16 protein-coding genes are annotated in these 19,629 nt (G+C 35.5%); 9 read left to right on the top strand and 7 right to left on the bottom strand.

The features are described 5' to 3' along the window. Nucleotides 1-63: 63 nt before the first annotated feature. The gene (locus tag M2373_RS10745) at nt 64-1,641 is read right to left on the bottom strand and encodes a hypothetical protein (protein ID WP_259110501.1); all 1,578 of its coding nucleotides are present in this window, start codon (nt 1,639-1,641) and stop codon (nt 64-66) included. 109 nt (nt 1,642-1,750) lie between these two features. After that, entirely contained in the window at nt 1,751-2,539 is a 789-nt protein-coding gene (locus tag M2373_RS10740; protein WP_259110500.1) for an SDR family oxidoreductase, read from the bottom strand. A 402-nt stretch (nt 2,540-2,941) separates the two neighbouring features. Here M2373_RS10740 and M2373_RS10735 point away from each other — a divergent pair, with 402 nt between their 5' ends. The 3 genes from M2373_RS10735 to M2373_RS10725 all read left to right on the top strand — a co-directional run bounded on the left by M2373_RS10735 (nt 2,942) and on the right by M2373_RS10725 (nt 9,273). Continuing rightward, nucleotides 2,942-5,833: a TonB-dependent receptor gene (locus M2373_RS10735; RefSeq protein ID WP_259110499.1), complete on the top strand. Its 2,892-nt coding sequence runs from the start codon at nt 2,942-2,944 to the stop codon at nt 5,831-5,833. A 25-nt stretch (nt 5,834-5,858) separates the two neighbouring features. Next, complete coding sequence (locus tag M2373_RS10730) at nt 5,859-7,367, top strand: RagB/SusD family nutrient uptake outer membrane protein (protein WP_259110498.1); 1,509 nt, start codon at nt 5,859-5,861, stop codon at nt 7,365-7,367. Nucleotides 7,368-7,443: 76 nt separating this feature from the next. Continuing rightward, nucleotides 7,444-9,273: an alkaline phosphatase gene (locus tag M2373_RS10725; RefSeq protein ID WP_259110497.1), complete on the top strand. Its 1,830-nt coding sequence runs from the start codon at nt 7,444-7,446 to the stop codon at nt 9,271-9,273. Nucleotides 9,274-9,359: 86 nt separating this feature from the next. On the opposite strand, the gene M2373_RS10720 is transcribed toward M2373_RS10725, so the two are convergent. From M2373_RS10720 to M2373_RS10710, 3 genes are all read right to left on the bottom strand, one after another. After that, nucleotides 9,360-10,583: a 3-phosphoshikimate 1-carboxyvinyltransferase gene (locus M2373_RS10720; protein ID WP_259110521.1), complete on the bottom strand. Its 1,224-nt coding sequence runs from the start codon at nt 10,581-10,583 to the stop codon at nt 9,360-9,362. A gap of 81 nt (nt 10,584-10,664) precedes the next feature. Then, complete coding sequence (locus M2373_RS10715) at nt 10,665-10,991, bottom strand: nucleotide pyrophosphohydrolase (protein WP_259110496.1); 327 nt, start codon at nt 10,989-10,991, stop codon at nt 10,665-10,667. After that, entirely contained in the window at nt 10,991-12,403 is a 1,413-nt protein-coding gene (locus tag M2373_RS10710) for a hypothetical protein (protein ID WP_259110495.1), read from the bottom strand. The genes M2373_RS10715 and M2373_RS10710 overlap by 1 nt, the downstream gene beginning before the upstream one ends. Before the next feature lie 182 nt (nt 12,404-12,585). Here M2373_RS10710 and M2373_RS10705 point away from each other — a divergent pair, with 182 nt between their 5' ends. Then, complete coding sequence (locus M2373_RS10705; RefSeq protein WP_027375398.1) at nt 12,586-12,837, top strand: type B 50S ribosomal protein L31; 252 nt, start codon at nt 12,586-12,588, stop codon at nt 12,835-12,837. Nucleotides 12,838-13,050: 213 nt separating this feature from the next. Beyond that, on the top strand, nt 13,051-14,211 hold the full coding sequence (locus M2373_RS10700; RefSeq protein ID WP_259110494.1) for a GlmU family protein: 1,161 nt from the start codon (nt 13,051-13,053) through the stop codon (nt 14,209-14,211). 177 nt (nt 14,212-14,388) lie between these two features. Here the strand turns inward: M2373_RS10700 and M2373_RS10695 are convergent, their stop codons facing one another. Further along, complete coding sequence (locus M2373_RS10695; RefSeq protein ID WP_259110492.1) at nt 14,389-14,880, bottom strand: hypothetical protein; 492 nt, start codon at nt 14,878-14,880, stop codon at nt 14,389-14,391. An 18-nt stretch (nt 14,881-14,898) separates the two neighbouring features. After that, nucleotides 14,899-16,305 carry a hypothetical protein gene (locus M2373_RS10690; RefSeq protein WP_259110491.1) on the bottom strand — a complete coding sequence of 469 codons (1,407 nt, stop codon included), beginning with the start codon at nt 16,303-16,305 and terminating at the stop codon, nt 14,899-14,901. Nucleotides 16,306-16,596: 291 nt separating this feature from the next. Here M2373_RS10690 and M2373_RS10685 point away from each other — a divergent pair, with 291 nt between their 5' ends. The 4 genes from M2373_RS10685 to M2373_RS10670 all read left to right on the top strand — a co-directional run bounded on the left by M2373_RS10685 (nt 16,597) and on the right by M2373_RS10670 (nt 19,599). Then, complete coding sequence (locus M2373_RS10685) at nt 16,597-17,106, top strand: RNA polymerase sigma factor (protein WP_259110489.1); 510 nt, start codon at nt 16,597-16,599, stop codon at nt 17,104-17,106. Next, nucleotides 17,081-17,755 carry a hypothetical protein gene (locus M2373_RS10680; protein WP_259110488.1) on the top strand — a complete coding sequence of 225 codons (675 nt, stop codon included), beginning with the start codon at nt 17,081-17,083 and terminating at the stop codon, nt 17,753-17,755. Before M2373_RS10685 ends, M2373_RS10680 begins: the two co-directional genes overlap by 26 nt. A gap of 67 nt (nt 17,756-17,822) precedes the next feature. Next, entirely contained in the window at nt 17,823-19,088 is a 1,266-nt protein-coding gene (locus M2373_RS10675) for a DUF4252 domain-containing protein (RefSeq protein WP_259110487.1), read from the top strand. Nucleotides 19,089-19,098: 10 nt separating this feature from the next. Then, nucleotides 19,099-19,599: a DUF4252 domain-containing protein gene (locus M2373_RS10670; protein ID WP_259110486.1), complete on the top strand. Its 501-nt coding sequence runs from the start codon at nt 19,099-19,101 to the stop codon at nt 19,597-19,599. Nucleotides 19,600-19,629 lie beyond the last annotated feature (30 nt).

Raw genomic sequence — 19,629 nt, 5'->3', positions numbered from 1 at the left:
GTTTCACAAATTTTTACTTTTTTTAAATAGTATTATTATAATAGAGATCAAGGTACTTTGAGATTAGAATCTACTCAGAATTCCCCAGTGGATTTTAATGTCATTAAATTTAAAAGGATTTCCAAATTCGTTTCCATTCGAAAGCTGGAAACTCATCAGCCCGATCGGGATAAAGAAATTGAATCCGAGCCCCACACTGTAGAGCTTAGGTTTTACATTTAAAGATTTATTATTGAGCTGTCCGTATTGTCCGAAGACATCAAAAAACGCCTGATTTCCGATGAGGTACCGGTATTCTAAACTTCCGTAATAATAAAAATCGGCGGCAAGGGAGTTTTCATTGAAACCCCGCATAGAATTCCAGCCCCCGAAGCGGTACAATTCGTTGGCGGAAAACTCAATTTTAGAGTCCATCATCGCACCCTCCGCTTTTATATTGAGGAAATGATTGCCATTGATATGATAATTATGCTCCCCAAAGAAGTAGAATTGGTTTTGCGGAGATTTGATGTTGTCTTTTGTATAAGTAGTTGTCAGATAGTCATATCCGGCATTAATTTTTGTTTTATATAGAAAAAGATCAATATCTGTAGGTTCTACCATTTCAAACCAGATACCGATTCCTTTTTTGTTGTAATCTTTCCCCTGAACATAGAGACTGTCGATGATACTTGAGCTCTCAAAAGTTCCTCGGAGTCCTATTTTATTCCGGCTGTTCATATGATAATACAAAGCAGGGAGTGCTTTTACATTGGCGAAAGTAGAATCCTGTCTGAAGATATTTACCTTCATATTTAGACCGATATTGGACTTAAAAAGATACGGAACATCTGTCTGGAGATCAAAATTCTGCCCTTTGTCAGGGTTTCTCTGCCAATATAGATTCACGTTTTCGAAACCGTTAAACATATTCCTGAAATTCACATTCAGGGTTCCGTTTAAGGTGAATTTATCTGTTTTATCATTTCCAAAACCAATCACCCCGTCAAAGCTATTCGTTTTTTTCTTCTCCATGAAAAGATAGATCTGCGTAGAATCTTTCGTGAAAAGTGTTTGTGGTGGTCTTTCGAGGGTTACAAACTGGTGGCTCTGAAAACTTTTATTAATGGCAATCAGGTTTTTGTCATCGTAGGTTTTACCTTTGAATTCTTTATCAAGATTTTTCATGAATCTCTTGGGAACTCTTTCATAGCCTTTTACTACAAAACCATCAATTTTTCTTTTATCATTTTTGTTGATGTCCAGTTCTACAATGGGATAACCGTTTTTTTGTCCTTTATATTTTGTCTTGATTCTGCTGAATGAATAGCCGTCATCAATATAAGCTTTGTTGATATTCTTCTTTGTAGAATCCAGATTTTTAGTAAAAAATTCTTTCTGAGATTTTATTTTATGTGAAATAGAATCGGAAATATTCACATAGGTTTCGTTGAAGTTTTTGCCCTTGTTGTAAAAGATCTCGGTACTGTCTCCTTTTACTTTTACTTCTTTTAGCTGGGTGAAAAAATAATTGCTCTGAGTAAGAGAATCCAAAAATTTTACAGCAGAAACGGAATCCTTTACTTTTTTCTTAACCTTGGTTTCGGTATCAATAAGCCAATACTGTTTCTTTTGCGCTTGAATAAAAACGCAAAACAGCACAAAAAATATTTTCAGAAATAACTTCAACTAATATAAAGCTTTAAAATACTGTTTTTATTTTAGGTAATATTTATAATTAAAAATAAAGTTTAAATAAGTTAAACTGGAACTACGCCAGTTTATTATATTTCTTCATTAAATTTTCATAAGTTCCCTGTGGAAGAATCCATTTCAGAGGAACTCCGATTTTCTGCCCGAATTTACCGAAATAATAATGAGCTTTCCATTTATTTTTAGTTAAAAGTGTATCTACATACTCGGCAACTTCCAAAGGCTCAGTTCCATCGCCCACATGAGAGTTCATTAAAGCGTATACCTTTTCAAAAACAGTTGTATAAGGCTCGGATACTTTTGTTTTTACACGGTTTTCAGCAATGTTTGTTTTAATATCTCCCAAATGAAGAGAACAAACATGAATATTCCATGGGTAAACTTCATACCTCATCGCTTCGGTTACTTTATCTAAGGCTGATTTTGAAGCTGAATAAAATCCGCGGAAAGGAAGTCCCATTTCACTTCCTATACTTGAAACATTGATGATTTGTCCGAATTTGTTTTCACGCATTTTCGGTAATACAGCACTCATCATCTGAACAGCCCCTACAAGATTTAAATTGAATAATTTCAGAATATCTTCTTTGGTAGAGTCTTCTACAGCTCCTACCATTCCCATTCCTGCATTATTAATGAGAACATCAATTCTCGTTTCTGTTTTCAGAACTTCGGCAATCGCATTTTGAACCGCATCATTATCCGTAACATCAGTCGGAATAGATTTAAAATATTGACTTTCGGTGTGTTTTCTGCTTAAGCCATATACCTGATGACCTTTTTTGCCGAAATATTCTGCTAAAACGAAACCGATTCCTGATGAGGTTCCTGTAATGATTATTGTCATTTACTTCTTATTACTTTTAGAGTTATAGGGTTTGCTGTAAAGTTTTGAGAAGAATTTTTGAAATATTGATCTCTTAGTCTTTACTGTATGCTTGGTATATTAATTTTCAGCAAATGTAAAAAAGAAAAGTGAACTCTCTTAATATTATTTATATCTGAAAATATTTTCATGAAAAATAAGAATAATATTATGTTAAGTAAATAACATCTGAAAAAAGATAATAAATTATTAATCAAATATATAAAACTAAATGATTTTTTATGTTGTATATTGCTGTAAATCAGTAAGTTTTGCGCTAGTTGGGATTGGTTTTGTTAATGGTTTTTTAATGAAAACATAAGAAAGTGTTAATGAAAATAGCGTTATGTGCAATCTATTTTTGCATCTTAATAAAATGATGACATGAATTTATTTAAAATCCCTGTCTCCGTATCTTACTTGGCAGGCCGGGGACTTTTAATTGGCGCAATATCTATTTCACCGGTATTGCTATCCCAGCAAAAACAGGACAGTTTAAAAGAAAAATCCATCGACGAAATTGTAGTGGTAGGATATGGAACACAGAAAAAAACCAAAGTTTCAGGGGCTGTTTCCGAAACTTCACTCGATAAACTGAGCTCCCGATCATTGTCGGGTGTTGGGGAGGTTCTTCAGGGAAAAACTCCCGGAGTCACTGTCGTTAATGAAGGAGGAGATCCAAACGGTTCACCTAAAGTAAATATCCGTGGTTTAGGAGGAATTAATGGAGAAACACCTTTGTATGTTGTAGATGGGGTCGTTTTTAATGGAACTCCTTCTATTAATCCGAATGATATACAGGATATCTCTGTGCTTAAAGATGCATCGGCTGCTATTTATGGGGCAAGATCTTCGGGGGGAGTTATTCTGATCACTACAAAAAGAGGAAAAAAGGGAAGTCTGACCGTAGATTTTGATGTAAAATATGGCATTAATCAGGCATGGAAGCTTAAAAAATCTCTAAATGCAGCAGAATTTCAGGATGTGATGTATCAGGCATATGAAAATGCAGGAAAACTGAATAATTTGCCATTGGCATTTAATGCAGAAAAATATCCTGACGGAAGAATCACAAGAACCGACTGGATGAAAGAAATCTTTCGTACAGGAACGATTCAGGAATATAATGTTAATCTGAGTGGCGGAAGCGATAAATCCAGGTTTTTTGTAGGAATGAACCACCGTAACCTGGAAGGTATTTTATTGAATACCCAGGCAAAACGACACAATTTCAGAGTTAATTCGGAGCATAAAGTAAAAGATTGGTTAATGATCGGGGAAAATATGTATTATAACTACTCTGATGGAAATACAGCCGATACCAAAAGCGGATATACCGGAGCTCTTGTGGCTGCGATGTATTACCCCCCCAACGTTTCTGTATATACGCCAACAGGTGCTTTTTCAGGATTGCCGATTGATGTAGCCGGAGGTTACGGAGATATGATTAATCCTGTAGCGTATCTTAAAAGGATCAGTATCAGGAATCCTACTCACGAGATTTTAATTAATCCTTATGCAGAAATTAGTCTGGCAAAAGATTTTAAATTCCGCTCCAATTTTTCACAAACATTCAGGCTTGGAAATATCAAGAATTTTACTGCCAGAGTGCCGGAAGTGGGAAAAATATTTGATACAAATAATTTAGAATATCAGTCGAACAACTCATCAACGGCTCTCGCAGAGCAGCTTCTTACTTATAAAATAGCGGCTGATAAACATAATTTTGATTTTCTGGCTGGTTTTACTTTCCAGAAAACAGTTGATGAAGGTTTTTTAGCAAAATCCTATGATTTCAGAAGCGAAGCCGAAGTTTTCCAATATCTCCAAAATGCAGCAGACACAAACAGGGAGGTTTCCAGCTACCGGTACCAGCAGTCTTTAGTATCTTATCTGGCAAGAGTTAATTATGATTACGCAGGTAAGTATATCATCAGTTTGTTGGGAAGAAGAGACGGATCGTCATTGGTCGCAAAGCAGAATCGTTTTGCCAATTATTATGCAGTTTCCGGAGCCTGGGTAGTATCTAAAGAAAATTTCGTGAAAGATATTTCATGGATTTCTATGTTTAAGCTGAGAGGAAGTTACGGGATCTTAGGAAATCTGGGGGGTATTTCTTCACAGGCGGTAAATCCGTTAATGATCAGAGATAATAATGTTATTTTTGGTCAGGATCCTTCTCAGAATATCGCTTACTATGCGACAATACGCCCTAATCCGGACTTAAAATGGGGTAAATCTGAGCAGAGGAATGTTGGTTTGGATGCTTCCTTTCTACAGAACAGTCTTTCTGTTCAGTTTGATTATTTTGTGAAAAATTCCAGAGATCAGATTTTTAATGTAAGCTTACCGAGTACAGCAACTTATAATAGTCAGTATATCAATGCAGGGCTGTTTCAGGATAAAGGATACGAATTAGGAATTAATTATAACAGCAAAAGAACTGGGGATTTTTCATATTCTATAGGAGCTACCTTCAGTCAACTAAAAAATACGGTTAAACAGCTGGCAGACGTAGACGAAATTTTTATTAACAGCAATGGTGTAAGAGGCGTTCTGAAGCCTACCCGAATCAAAGTGGGAGAGTCGCTGTATTCTTATTATGGATATAAAACCGATGGTATTTTCCAGTCACAGGAAGAAATCAACAATTATAAGGATGCTAATGGAAATCTTATACAGCCCAATGCAAAACCCGGCGATATCAAATTTCTGAAAAAAGAAGGAAATACAGGAGTTCTAAATAATAATGACTTTGTGAATCTTGGAAATCCTTATCCTAAGTTTTCTTATGGATTCTCTTATAACATGACCTGGAAGAGTTTTGATCTTAATGTATTTTTCCAGGGCGTTTATGGAAATAAAATTTTCAACGGACTGAAGTTTATTTCATTAAATCCGGGTGGAACAGGGCAGAATTATAATATGGACCGCGATATATTAAATGCATGGACCCCACAAAATACCAATACCGATATTCCTAGATTAGTTCATGGCGATCCTAACGGGAACTATTCGAAAGTATCTGATTTTTATGTAGAAGACGGATCATATCTGAGACTTAAAAACCTTACAGTAGGGTATTCTTTACCAAAAGACCTTTATAAAAAGCTTAATATAAACAGATTGAGAATTTATGTAACGACCAACAATTTGTTTACCATAACAAAATATACAGGCTTTGACCCTGAAGTAGGTATGGATTCTTATGGGGTGGACACCGGGCGATATCCTCAAGCCCGTTCATTCATTTTCGGGATTGAAGCCGGATTATAATTTTTAACGATTAAAATAATAAAAGATGAAATTTTTATATAAAATAATACTGATATCAGGAATTGCAGCCACAACTTTATCATGTACCAGTGAGCTGGATGTTCAGCCTGAAGGAACTCCTACGGAAGCCAGCTTCTGGAAAACAGAAAACGACCTGATCACCGGAGCCAACGCTATGTATAAACCTTTGTTTGATGAGGAGTTTTACGGAAGAGGCTTATTCTGGTTTATCAATGCCAGCGATGATATGGTAACAGGAAGAGCAAGAAGTGAGGCTGATAATGCTAAAAACTTCAGCAGTAATTATATTGCAGCAGGAGATCTGGAAACACAGTGGAATAAAAGGTATAATGTGATCGGAGTAGCCAACCGGGTGATCCGGAATGTTGATAACATTCAGACTTCAGCGGCGGTAAAAAATAAATACCTCGGTGAAGCCTTGTTTATGAGCAGCCGCATGTATTTTGAACTTGCTTACAATTACGGAAATGAAAAAGCCGGAATTCCTATTATAGACCGTACAAAAGAACCGGATCCAAATCCAACTCCAAGAGCTGCCAATGTTATGGAAAATTACAATTACATCGTAAACGACCTTAAAAAAGCTGCCGAATTATTACCTAAACAGGAAGAATTGCCTGCAAAAGATTTTGGAAGACCTCATAAAGCGGCGGCATGGGCACTGTTAGCAAAAGTATATCTGTTTATGAAAGATTATCAGAATGCTGCTTTCTGGGCTAATGAAGTAATGACACAGGGAAACAGAGCCTTGTTGGCAAATTATGCAGATGTTTTCAAATCTGAAAATAATTACAGTTCAGAATATATCTGGTCTATTCCGGGAACACCGAAGTTTACATCCTGGGGAAGTATTCTTCCAGGCGTGATGCTGGAAAATAAAGGGTGGGGAGAATATAACGGCTGGGGATATTTTCAGCCGACAAAAGAATTGTATGATGAGTATGAAGCAGGGGATAAAAGAAGAAGTGCAACCGTGTTGAGGTTGGGGGATACGTTTACTTTTAACGGTACTCAGAGAACTTATGCTTCTACCAATTCTCTTACAGGATATCAGTTTAATAAATATATGGATGCTTTTAAATATCCTTTAAACAGCGGACATGTAAGTGCCAATGGAGATTATCCGTGTACGGATCTTGCAGTTCCGATTATGCGTTATGCTGAGGTCATTCTTATCAAAGCAGAAGCCAAAATCATGTTGGGGCAAAATGCCGATCTGGAAATCAATATGATCAGAACTCGCGCCGGCTTAGCTCCAAAAAACGGATGTACACTGGCTGATCTTAAACATGAAAGACGTTGCGAATTAGCAGGTGAATGGGCAGACAGACACAGAGATTTGGTACGTTGGGGAGATGCCAAAAATGTTTATGCACAGCCTCTTCACGGAGTAAACGGACAGCAGGTCTGGGCAGTAAGAAATTTTAATCCCGCTGTACATAATGTATGGGCAGTGCCACAGGTTGAAATTGTCAACAGCCACGGAATCATTAAACAAAATGAAGGTTGGTAGCCATATAATATAACAATCAATATAAGCGGTATCATTACAGAAACTTCTGTGATGATATCGTTTTTTAATAAAAATTATGAAAAAGGTAAAAGTTTTGATGCTGGCAGCCCTGGCTTTTTTTTCTGAAAATCAGGCTCAGAATTATTTAAATTATAGTGTAAACAATGCGCATTCTCATAATGATTATGCACAGAAGATTCCTTTTTGGGAGGCTTACTATGCCAATTTTGGCTCTATTGAAGCAGATGTTTTTTTAGTGAAAGGTAAATTATGGGTTGCTCATTCAGAGAAGGAGCTGTCCTCTGACAGAACACTGGAGAGCCTTTATTTAGATCATATTTCAAAGCAAATTAAACTGAATAAAGGAAATATTTATCCTGATGTCCATAACAAGCTTCAGCTATTGATTGATGTTAAGCAGGACTACAAAACGACGTTGAAAGCATTAATCAGTACCTTGAAAAAATATCCTGAAATTACAGGAAATTCTGGGGTAAAGATCGTGATTACGGGAGGAAGACCTCAGCCGGGTGAATTTAAAAATTATCCTGAATATCTTTATTTTGACGGAGATCTTGATAAAAATTATACCCAAGAGGAGTTAAAAAGAATTGGGATGTTCAGTGCTGATCTTCCGGATCTGATACAATGGAACGGAAAAGGAATACCGAGAGATGAGGAAACAGCAAAGGTAAAAAATGCGGTAGAGAAAGCGCATGCCCTGCAAAAGCCAATTCGTTTTTACGGAGCTCCTGATTTTACCAATGCCTGGGTCAATCTTATGGATTTGGGAGTAGATTATATTAATACTGATCATATTCCTGACCTCAAAAAATTTATGAATACAATTCCTAAAAATTTTTATAAAAATACAAAAGACTATAAAACTTATATACCCACTTATAAAACAGATGGGATCAGTAAAAAAGTGAAAAACGTGATCCTTCTGATTCCGGACGGGACTTCATTACCTCAATATTACGCGGCATTTACAGCAAATAAAGGGAAGTTGAACGTATTCAAGATGAAAGCTACCGGATTATCAAAAACAAATTCTTCGAATGCTTATATTACAGATTCTGCTCCCGGATCCACGGCATTTGCCACAGGAGTAAAAACTAAAAATACCTTTGTAGGAGTTGACGGTACAGGAAAATCTCTGGCTCAGATTCCTGATATTATTGCCGATAAAGGAATGGTTTCCGGATTAATTTCAACAGGTGATGTCACTGATGCCACACCGGCAGATTTTTATGCCCATTCGGATAACAGAAACAGTTCCGAGCCTATTTTAGCAGATTTTGTGAAATCTAAAACAAAAATCCTGATTGGTGGTCCTACAAACGGATTAACACAAAATAATCTGCAGAAAATAAAAGACAGCAAAATAGATTTTTATCAGGACCTGAAATCTGTTGCCAAAATTGATAACAGAACATTGATCATTGATCCTCTGGCTTCAAAAAGAATAACCGATGGAAGAGGAAATTGGCTTGCCGACGCTTTTGACCTTACTTTGAGTAGCCTGAAAGAAAATAAGAAAGGGTTTTTTATGATGGTGGAAGCATCTCAGACGGATGGCGGAGGGCACAGTAATAATCTGGAACAGTTGGTGACCGAATTATTGGATTTTGATGAGGTGGTAGGAAAAGCCATGAAGTTTGCAGATGAAAATAAAGAAACCCTGGTGGTCGTTTTGGGGGATCATGAAACTGGAGGTTTAACGCTTCTTGACGGAAGTCTGCAGGATGGCTGGATATTTGGAAATTTCAGCACGAATGATCATACTTCCATTCCATCAAGTGTTTTTGCTTATGGTCCGAATTCTCAGGAGTTCATGGGATTATTTGAAAATACGGAAATTTTTAATAAGATTTTAAAAGCATACGGAATACAGAGGCAGTAGAGCATATAAAGTATGTTGGTTGGAAGTGGGAAGAAGGATGCAAATAACGTCCAGCTTCCCAATTCCCACTTCCTTACCTATTTCAATTAAATCAAAATATCAGAAAGATCTTCCCAAAACATAGGATAAGATTTTTCTACCACATCTTCATCTTCAATATTCAATTCTTTGATCAGACAAAATGGTGCAAAACTCATTGCCATCCTGTGATCCTGATATGTTTTGATGATAATATTTTCTTCAGGTTCGTTAAAACTAACCGACTTTATCGTTAAATCAGTGATTTCAGTTTCTGTACCTAATTTTTTAAGTTCATTATATAAAGCCTGAAGTCTGTCGGTTTCTTTTACTCGTAAAGTTCCCAGTCCTGAAATGTCAAAAGGTATTTTAAGTGCTGAGGCCGTTACACAAAGGGTTTGTGCAATATCCGGGCAGTTGTTCATGTCCAAAACAATCTTTTCAGGAAACTGAAAATCAGGATTTGGCTGAAGCGTCAGTTTATGGTCTTCTTCTGTAAAAGTAGTTGTAATTCCGAAAAAATCCGCATAAATTTTTGCAATGGCAGAATCTCCCTGAGTGGATTCTTTATAAAAACTTTTCAGATGAATGGTCTGTCTTCCCAATGCTGCAATCGAATAGAAATAAGAGGCAGAGCTCCAGTCGCTTTCGACTTCATAATGTACCACTGGTGTTTCATCATTTATCTCGAATGGCTCTACCTTGATGGTATTTCCTTCAAAGCTGTTTTTAATTCCAAATTTTGTCAGAATATCCAAAGTCATTTCGATATATGATCTTGAAGTGACTTCACCTACAAGATTGATCTCCAGACCATTTTCCAGCCTTCCGGCAATCAGTAAAAGAGATGTGATAAACTGGCTTGAGATATTGGCCGGAACATCCACCGCTTTCTGAGTGATTTTTTTTCCGGTAATTTTCAAAGGCGGAAAGCCTTCATTTTCCAGATATTCAATTTCTACACCTAAGTTTTGAAGCGCAGTCACCAAATTCTTGATCGGCCTTTCTTTCATCCTTTTTGAACCAGTCAGTATCGTCGTTTTCCCTTCAAAAATCGAATAATAAGACGTAAGGAAACGCATGGCAGTTCCAGCATGGTGAATATCTACCGTTTCCGTATTCTCTGAAAGAGCTTTTTTAAGCAATTGAGTATCCTGAGAATTTGAAAGGTTACCGATTTTTATATTTTTAAATAAACTTTCCAAAATCAATAAACGATTCGAAATGCTTTTCGAACCGCTGATCTGTACTGTTTTATGGGCTGTTAACTTTGATTTTTCTAGCTTCTTCATTATTTCTTCTAGGTTGGGAAGCTGGACGCTGGAAATCGGAAGTTTGTATTGTGCTAAACTTCCGGCTTCCATCCTCCAGCATTATTTTAATTTTTCATTATTCTGATGACGGTCTTTATCGCGATCAGTTTTTATCTTCATTTTTTTATCGAAAGCTTCCTGAAGGTTGACACCGGTTTGGTTGGCCAAACATAAAGTTACAAACAAAACATCTGCTAATTCCTCACCCAGGTCTTTACTTCTATCGCTTTCTTTTTCACTTTGTTCGCCATATCTTCGGGCAATAATTCTGGCTACTTCACCTACTTCTTCGGTCAGCATTGCCATATTGGTGAGCTCATTAAAATAACGGACACCGATAGTCTTGATCCATTCGTCAACTTGCTGCTGCAGATTTGTAATTTCCATTATTCATATTGATAAGCTCCTAATGTAGGATTGGTTGTTCTTGATACATTTACAATGTCAAAAGGCACTGTTCCTGCTACTGCAACGCTTCCTTTATTGATAGCGGGTGAATTTTGTTTTACTCTCAAATTCTGATGAGCGGCAAAATAATTGACAAATAAAGGATCGTCATTCTTAATACACTGAACAACACTTGGGCTTCCATCAAAAGTGAATCCAGCTTCTGTAGCACCTGAATATTTTATCAGACAGTTCTGCAGAAGGAAGTTAAACTGCTGTCCGGGAGTCTGTTCAAAATTAATAGAATTATCACGGTCGGAATATATAATACTGTTTCTTACGTTCAGTACCAGTGCTCCCTGTTCCGTCTGTCCGGAATCATTGGTCCATTCATTGGTTGCAAAAATTCCGATGCGGTTTAGGTTGCTTAATAGGTCAGAATAGTTGGCAATTGTAGAATGCACATAGTTGTGGTTTCCGCCTTTGAAAACTCCGATGCACGATTCTCCACAATTATTCATTACAAGATTTTTAGCATTTACCGTAGAAGCTACAGCATAAATTCCATACTCCTGAAAAGCGTGTATAAATGAATTACTGATGGTTGCATTTGTCTGTTTCATTTCCAATCCTCTTGTCCCTCCGAAAAGTCTTGCATAATTCATATTCAAGGTAGAGTTAACATCCATTTTGATTGAATTCCAGTTTTTAGGAATGGTGTCGTATTTAGGATCATTTCGGTCTCCACGAAGGATGACTTCATTATTTAATGCACCGTTGATATTTAAAGTGGCACCGGAAGCAACCTTCATTCCACTGTTTTTATGGAAATATACTTTTGTGCCGGGTTGAATGTCCAGAACTACATTTGGATTTACAGTAAGATCGCCATAAATGATTTTAGCTTTATCATTATTCCATACTGTATGATTGGCGATTACATTTGGATTTGAAGGAGTCTGAATAAAAAACTCTGCATCCTGAACGACAGAGAATAAAGTTACATGCTGCTGTCCTGCAGGACTGTCAAACAAAACTTTATCTTCAGCAATAGCTTCAGGTCCTGTGGCTTCAGGAGCAATTTCAACAAAAATATAAAGACTGTCTTTTTTTCTTAAAGGCACATCTTTAAAATCATAGCCGGGTTTTCCGTCTACATTGATCTTATATAAAGAAGCAGCTCCTTTTTCCAATTGAATTCTTGGGATCAGAATATCTTTATCTTCATTATTATATACTTTTACAACATATGTTTCAGAGCGGACCTGATGATAAACGGTATCACAAAATACAGTGTCCCTTGAGAAACTTAGCTGTTGGGAAGGTGCATCAAAACTAATGTCGTCTTTATTACAAGATACCGCCATCAGAAGCATCCAAAAAGAAAAAGCCAGTAATAATTTGAATTTCATCGAAATTAAAGTTTAAATAGATTTCAAATTTAACGAAAATACTTTGAATTTCTTATGAAGAAAAAAATATTGGGCAGGTATTTGCAAATTAGAAAAAATATTGTATTTTTGCACCCTAAAATTAGCAGAGAAATATCCATTACTATTTCGAAAGCAAACCTTAATTTTTTAAAAATTGTATTATGAAAAACGGAATTCACCCAGAAAATTATAGACTTGTTGTTTTCAAAGATATGAGTAACGACGAGGTGTTTCTTTGCAAATCTACTGCAGAAACAAAAGACACTATCGAGTTCGAAGGACAGGAGTACCCATTGATCAAAATGGAAATCTCTTCAACTTCTCACCCTTTCTACACTGGTAAAGTAAAATTAGTAGATACTGCAGGTAGAGTTGATAAGTTCATGAACAAATACAAAAAATTCGCGAAATAATTTTTTGTCATTAAAAATATTTAAAGTCTTCCAAATTTTGGAAGACTTTTTTATTGATTTAACATAGAATTTAGATAATAGAGCTTAGAATTTAGTTTCAGGATTTGTATTTTTGCTTTCAACTAGAAAAGAAGATTGAGATGAAAAGTTTTATAAATGATTTTTGAACTTCGTCTTCTGACTTTTAGCCCCTAACTTCTAACTTCAATAAAAATGCAATTAGTATTTTCAGATGCACAATATTGGGAAGATTTTCTTCCGCTTACCTTTACCCGACCTGTTGCAGAAATGCGATGCGGAATTCTTACATTTTCCGAAAGATGGCAGAAAATTTTAGAGAATACGGAGGTTTCTTATTTTACAGAAACTTATCTACAGGATAAATTCAGCGAACCGGAAAAGAAAGAAAGCCTGTTTTTGGTGACCAATTTTTTACCGACTGAGAATGTCATTCAACAGATTAAAGATTTGAAGCAGGGAGAGGCACTGGTTTATGAAGATGAACTGGTGGCAGCTAAAATTAATATGAAAGATTTTTCTTTGCATCAGATCGAAAAAATGACTGATATTAAAGAAGAGCTTATTTTCTTTAAAAAGCCGAAAGATCTTTTTACGTTTAATGATAAAGCAATAGATTTCGATTTTGAATTATTGACTAAAGGAAGAATTTCGCAGGGACTTTCTTCGACTAACGGTTTTTTAGGAGATAAAAAAGACCTGTTTATTGAAGAGGGAGCTTCTATTGAGTTTTCTACGATCAATACAAAAACCGGAAAAATTTATATCGGGAAAAACACTGAAGTCATGGAAGGTTGCCATCTTCGTGGCCCTATTTCGTTAGGGGAAGGATCTAAATTTAATTTAGGAGCCAAAATTTACGGAGCAACCACAATCGGTCCTCAATGTAAAGTGGGAGGTGAGGTAAATAATATCATTATATTTGGCTATTCCAGTAAAGGACATGATGGTTTTATCGGAAATTCTGTGATTGGAGAATGGTGTAATTTCGGTGCAGATTCCAATTCATCCAATATGAAAAATAATTATGGAAATGTAAAACTGTGGAATTACAGAACCAAGTCTTTTGAAGATACAGGTTTACAGTTTGCGGGCTTAATTATGGGAGACCATTCTAAAACGGCTATCAATACTCAATTGAATACAGGAACTGTAGTCGGCGTTGCTTCCAATATTTTTAAAGAAGGCTTTCCTCCGAATCTGATAGAAAATTTTTCGTGGGGTGGTTTTAAAGATGATGAGCGATTTAAGCTGGACAAGGCTTACGAAGTTGCAGAAAGAGCAATGGCAAGAAGAAAAGTCGCTTTAACGGATCATGATAAAGCGATTTTAAAATATATTTTTGATACGTATTAATAAAATAAAAGCTTCCGGAATTTCGGAAGCTTTGTTATTTGTTTATGGGAATTAAATCTTCAGTCTGAGGAAGCTATATAATCCTAAATAAATTATAAGATATAACTATGATGTTCTCTAGTAATATTTAAGAAATGTAAGAAAAATTTAATTGTTTCTAAAGAACTTTAGTTATAGCTATCGTGCTTTTCTATTCATGCTCTTCATTCCATTAATTCCATAGAAATCTATTTTTTCAATCTCCATATTTGAGAAAAACTTAAACATTTCCTCGTTCCATTCTCCATGATATTGTTTCGTTAATTTTTCTATTTCGTTAGGAATTTTGTTTTTGAATTGTATCGATACAATTGGAAATTGGTAACGATTATTAGATGTATATAATCTAGTTTCATTGTCTGTAAAATATATTCTTAAAATATAATTATCCTTACTATTAAACATTTTACTATCATATGCAAACATAAAAATATTAATATTTTTATGTTGTAAAACAGTATAAAATTTTGAAAATCTTTGATTATAAAATTCTGCTTTCGTATCAGCTACATTTTGTAGTTTAGGAGTAATTGTATTATAAAATTTTGAATACTCTGCTTCTTGAGCTTTGCACATCTGCAATGCCATGACAGAAAAAGAGATAAATAATATTTTTAGTATAAGTTTCATATATTTTTATTTAATTATTTAAGGACAGTTAGAAATTTTGATTCCTGATTTAGGCATTCCGTTTCCTCCAGGTACTATAATGTCTTCTATATTAGCGTTAACTCTTTGTAAATTACCATTGTTATCTACTTTAGCTAAGCTTATTCCAGTATTAAAATTGTCTAAAATATATGCCAACCCAGCGGTGGATCCTCGGATATCTCCCATAGAGCTTGTATAAGTTCCTTGTCCATATAAATCACTAACACTTATAAACGCATTTCCAACTGCAGAATTATCTAAAAAAGAATGGGTTGAAGGATTATAATTTTCATGTTTTGGATATTCTCCTAGAAAGGTAAGCGCCAGATCTCTATCGTTAGCTATTAAAACATAAATCTCAGGAGTCCCGAAATAGTCTCCATATACATATTTATATTTTACATTTGTATATGTAACCATTGATGTAAGTAGAGAATATAAATCGCCAGCTGATGGAGTTCCAAAACCTCCTGCGTGAGAGTGCCCATCACCAATATATGTTCCTAAGACTTGCTCATTAGGAACAACTACACTATGAGAGTCTCCTTCTCTAGGATTTGTAACCTCATATATACCATTGGTATTTTGACCTATCGCTACAGCCCATTCGTTGGGTGCTAAAGTTTTTCCTTTTAGGACAGCATCCATTTTTTGTTTGATTACATTATTTTTCAAAACAATATTAGCGTTATTAATTGAAGTTTTTGTATTAGTGCAAGGATCAGGAGTTTCGGGTTCTGGATTCTCTCCTCCTCCGCCTCCTGGATAAGGAAAGCCGTCTCCACCTCCACCACCTCCACATTCTCCATACTCATTTACGGTTCCCATGCATTGATCCATAAGCATTCTGCATTTTACTACGGAGTAGGTATTCCAATGTCCATCACCGTTTCCGGGGCTATAATTTCCTTCATTATTTGGCATCCATACAGAATAGAAAGTTCTTGTACAACTCATTCCTTTTCCATTGCTGCCAAGTGATTTTTCGGAAGGAAGCACTTTTTTATACTTAGAAAAGATCAGGTTTTGGAAAAAATCAAGATGGCTTTGGTAATTTGTATAATAAAAGTAAATCTTTTCACCGCGTCTCGGGACCTGTATTACAGAGATCACTTTGTTGTTTTCTACCATAGGTACCATCAGGAAGCTTTCGTCGTAGTTTTCTAATGTCGTAGCATAGTCCCAGAAAGGAGTTCCACTCATTTTCTTAATTTCGGTTTCGTGCTCCCGATAGACTTTCATTACATTTTTGATGTAGACCTCATCTTCTTTCCATAGTGTTTTGGAAGAATATTCTGAGTTAGTAGGATTAGTAGATGAATTGATCTCATCATGTACACAGGAATACAGCATTACGCTGACGGCTAGTAGTAGAACAAGCCTGAGAATAGTTTTTCTCATCATAAGCATTTGTTTTTTAGAGGATAAAGATATTAATTTTTTAATTACTCTACAAAGGTGTGAAAAATAACTTGGCAGAATACAGTGAAAAATTACTGATTTCCGTAGTATTTTTCTAAAAAGAATAATTATGTATTTTTGATATCAGTGTATGGAAGAATAAAGAGTTTGATATGCAGAAAAAAATCAAACAATTTTTATGTAAAATAGAAATTAAAAATTTTTTGAAGTTTTTTTTGTTTTTGATGTAATGAAATGTAAAATCTGGTTGTCTTACTTATAGAAACAAAACTTATGACCCAAGAGACCTTTAAGAATACGGTATTTATTCTCAAAAACGAGATGTATCGCTTTGCGAAAAGGTTTGTCATGAGCAGTGATGAAGCCGAAGATGTAGTACAGGATTTAATGATCAAATTTTGGCAGAAAAAAGAAGAACTGGAGCCGTTCGGGAATTTAAAATCCTATGCTTTGAAAGCCGTCCGGAACGAATGTCTCAACAGGCTGAAGCATCACGATGTAAAATTAGGATTCGCAGACTTGCAGCTTCACCGGTCTGAGCTCTACAGCATGGAGGTAAATAATTTGAAAGAACAGATTATCGGTTTTATCAACCAGCTTCCTGAGAAACAAAAAATGGTCATCCATTTGAAAGATGTAGAAGAGTATGAAGTTTCTGAAATTTCTGAAATGCTGGAAATGGAAGAAAATGCAGTAAGAGTAAATCTTATGAGGGCAAGACAAAAAGTAAAAGAACAAATCTCACAATTGATGGATTATGAACAAAGACAAATTTCAAGATAAATATGATGAAATCTTCCAGAATATAAAGGAAGAGAAAATGAACTGGGATTTTGAAGACTTCCTTAAAAAAGCTGAAGACGGAGAGCCAGATGCTGGAGAAAGTCCGATCATTCCTTTGGCTACAAAAGCGAAACCTTCTTTTCCGAAATGGTTTTGGATGGCAGCTTGTGTTGTACTGGTTTTCGGGATTGGCTTTATGATTAATCAGAATTCGGGTATTAAAGATCAGGCTCAGCTTGTCGAAAATCAGATTAAGCAGCAGAAAAAAGACTTCATTGAGGAAAATAATGAGCATCAGACTCAGGTCGCCATAAATCATATCAATGATTCTATTTCTGATCCTAAAAAAGATTCAATCTTTCAGGAAAATACAATGGCAGAAAAAGATGTTTTAGATGATATTTTACCTAAAAGAGGAAGACTGAAAAAGGAAAAAAAGCCGAAGTATGCTGATAATTCCACTTTTAAAAATTATAAAAAAGCTTCAAAAGATTCTACAGGTTACAAAGATTCTTATGTAATTGTAAACGGTAAAAGAATTGAAAATGTAGAAGAAGCAATTAATGTGACTAAGTATTCATTCCAGATATTTGCAAATAACGTCAGTGAAAAAATAGTACAGCCAAAAGTCGTTGATGACGATTATTAATTAACCCTTCAAGAAAGATTATGCACCTGATCAGGCACTAATAATCAAAGAAAATAAAAATTGACTCATGAAAAAAATAATCATAATATTCGCCCTTGCTTTCTCTCATTTCTTTAATGCATACGGGCAAGATAAACTCGACCAGCTTTTTGAAAAATACCAGGAAGTGGAAGGGGTGACCTCTATCAAAATCGCAAAACCCATGTTCGGAATGCTGAACAATCTGGATCTTGGGGATGCTGAATTGGATCAGATCAAACCTTTATTGGCAAAAATTAATGGTTTGAAAGTCTTAATCGCTGAAAAATCGGCGGACGGAAAATCAGCAAAAGGCCAGAAATTGGCTCAAATCAATAAAGATATTTCTTCTTATCTGAAAACGTTGAATTACAACGAGATCATGACCATGAATAGTAATGGAGCCAAAATAAAATTTCTTTCAGCGGAAGCCAGTAAAGATGGAATTTTAGATGACCTCTTATTAAGTATTGACAGTGGAGGAGAAGAGAATATCCTTGTTAAACTGGACGGGAGATTATCAATGGATGATGTGAATAAGATCATCAGCTCCAGTGAGACCAAGATTAATTCTGCAACGAATACTAAAAATAACCTGACTTCAGGAGACAATACTTCTTATTTAAGCGGTGAATCCAGAAATGTAGGAGAATTTTCAGGAATTCAGGTAAGCACTGGTGTAATTGTTAATTTCAATCAGGAAAGCCCGACTAGTGTGAAGGTTATTGCCGATGCAGACAAGCTTCAATATATCGTTACAAAAGTTGAAAATGGAGTTCTGAACGTTTATATTGATAATAAAGGACAGAAAAAACTGAAGTTTAAAAATATCAGTGTAAATGTTTCTTCCCCAAGAATGGATAACATCAAAACTTCATCAGGTGCTATTTTCAATTGTATCAGCGATATACGTGAAAAGAATATCAAGGTCGACCTCTCATCGGGATCTGTGGTGAATGGAAGTTTGAATGCAGATAATGCTGAAGTAGCTTTAAGTTCAGGAGCAGTTATCAACTCGGAAATCAATTCGAAAGATATTATCATTAAAGGATCAAGTGGTGCCGCAGCCAATCTTACCGGAAAAGCCAATATGGGATCTATTGATGTAAGCAGTGGTGCTGTCTGTAATGCCGAAGGTCTTAAGTTTACGAATTTAAAAGCCGAATCTACTTCAGGAGCAGTTACTTCAGCACATGCAAGCGAGATGTTGAAAGCAACAGCATCTTCCGGAGGAACTATAAAATACAAAGGAAATCCTAAGATCGATGCTAATATCAGTAAGACATCTGGAGGCACTTTAAAGCCAATCAATTAAAACAATCACCATGAAAACTTTAAAAAACATTTTTCTGACCGTTTGTGCCGTGGTCCTTCTACAGTCCTGTATTGTTTCAGAGAAACCCAATATGGCCTACTTTTCAGATTCCGGAAGAGATTTTAAAGGCGCGAAGTTTGTAAGTATTAATGTGCCGGTGTTTTTAGCGAAACCTTACATTAAAAAAGCGTTGAAAGAAGATGGTGAAAGTGAAGAGGTCATTAATATTGTTAAAAAAGTTTCAAAAATTAAAGTTCTGACGGTAGAAAATGGAGATCGGACTATGCTGAAAGAATTTGCAAGTTATTTAAATGATAATAATTATGAAGACTGGGCAACGATAAAACATGATGGCGATAACGTGAATGTCCGGGTAAAACAAAAAGGCGATGCCATCAAAAATATGCTGATCACTGTAAACTCAGATAAAGAGCTTGTTTTTGTAGATATAAAAGGAAGTTTTACAGCTGATGACATTTCAAAAATGATCAATTCTGCTACTGACAAGTAGCTTCATATTCATATAACTTATTATTTTGTA

It is taken from the genome of Chryseobacterium sp. JUb7 (assembly GCF_024806495.1).
Classification (GTDB): domain Bacteria; phylum Bacteroidota; class Bacteroidia; order Flavobacteriales; family Weeksellaceae; genus Chryseobacterium.
The sequence above is the reverse complement of the archived record's forward strand: the minus strand, read 5'-3'. Positions and strand labels throughout refer to the sequence as shown.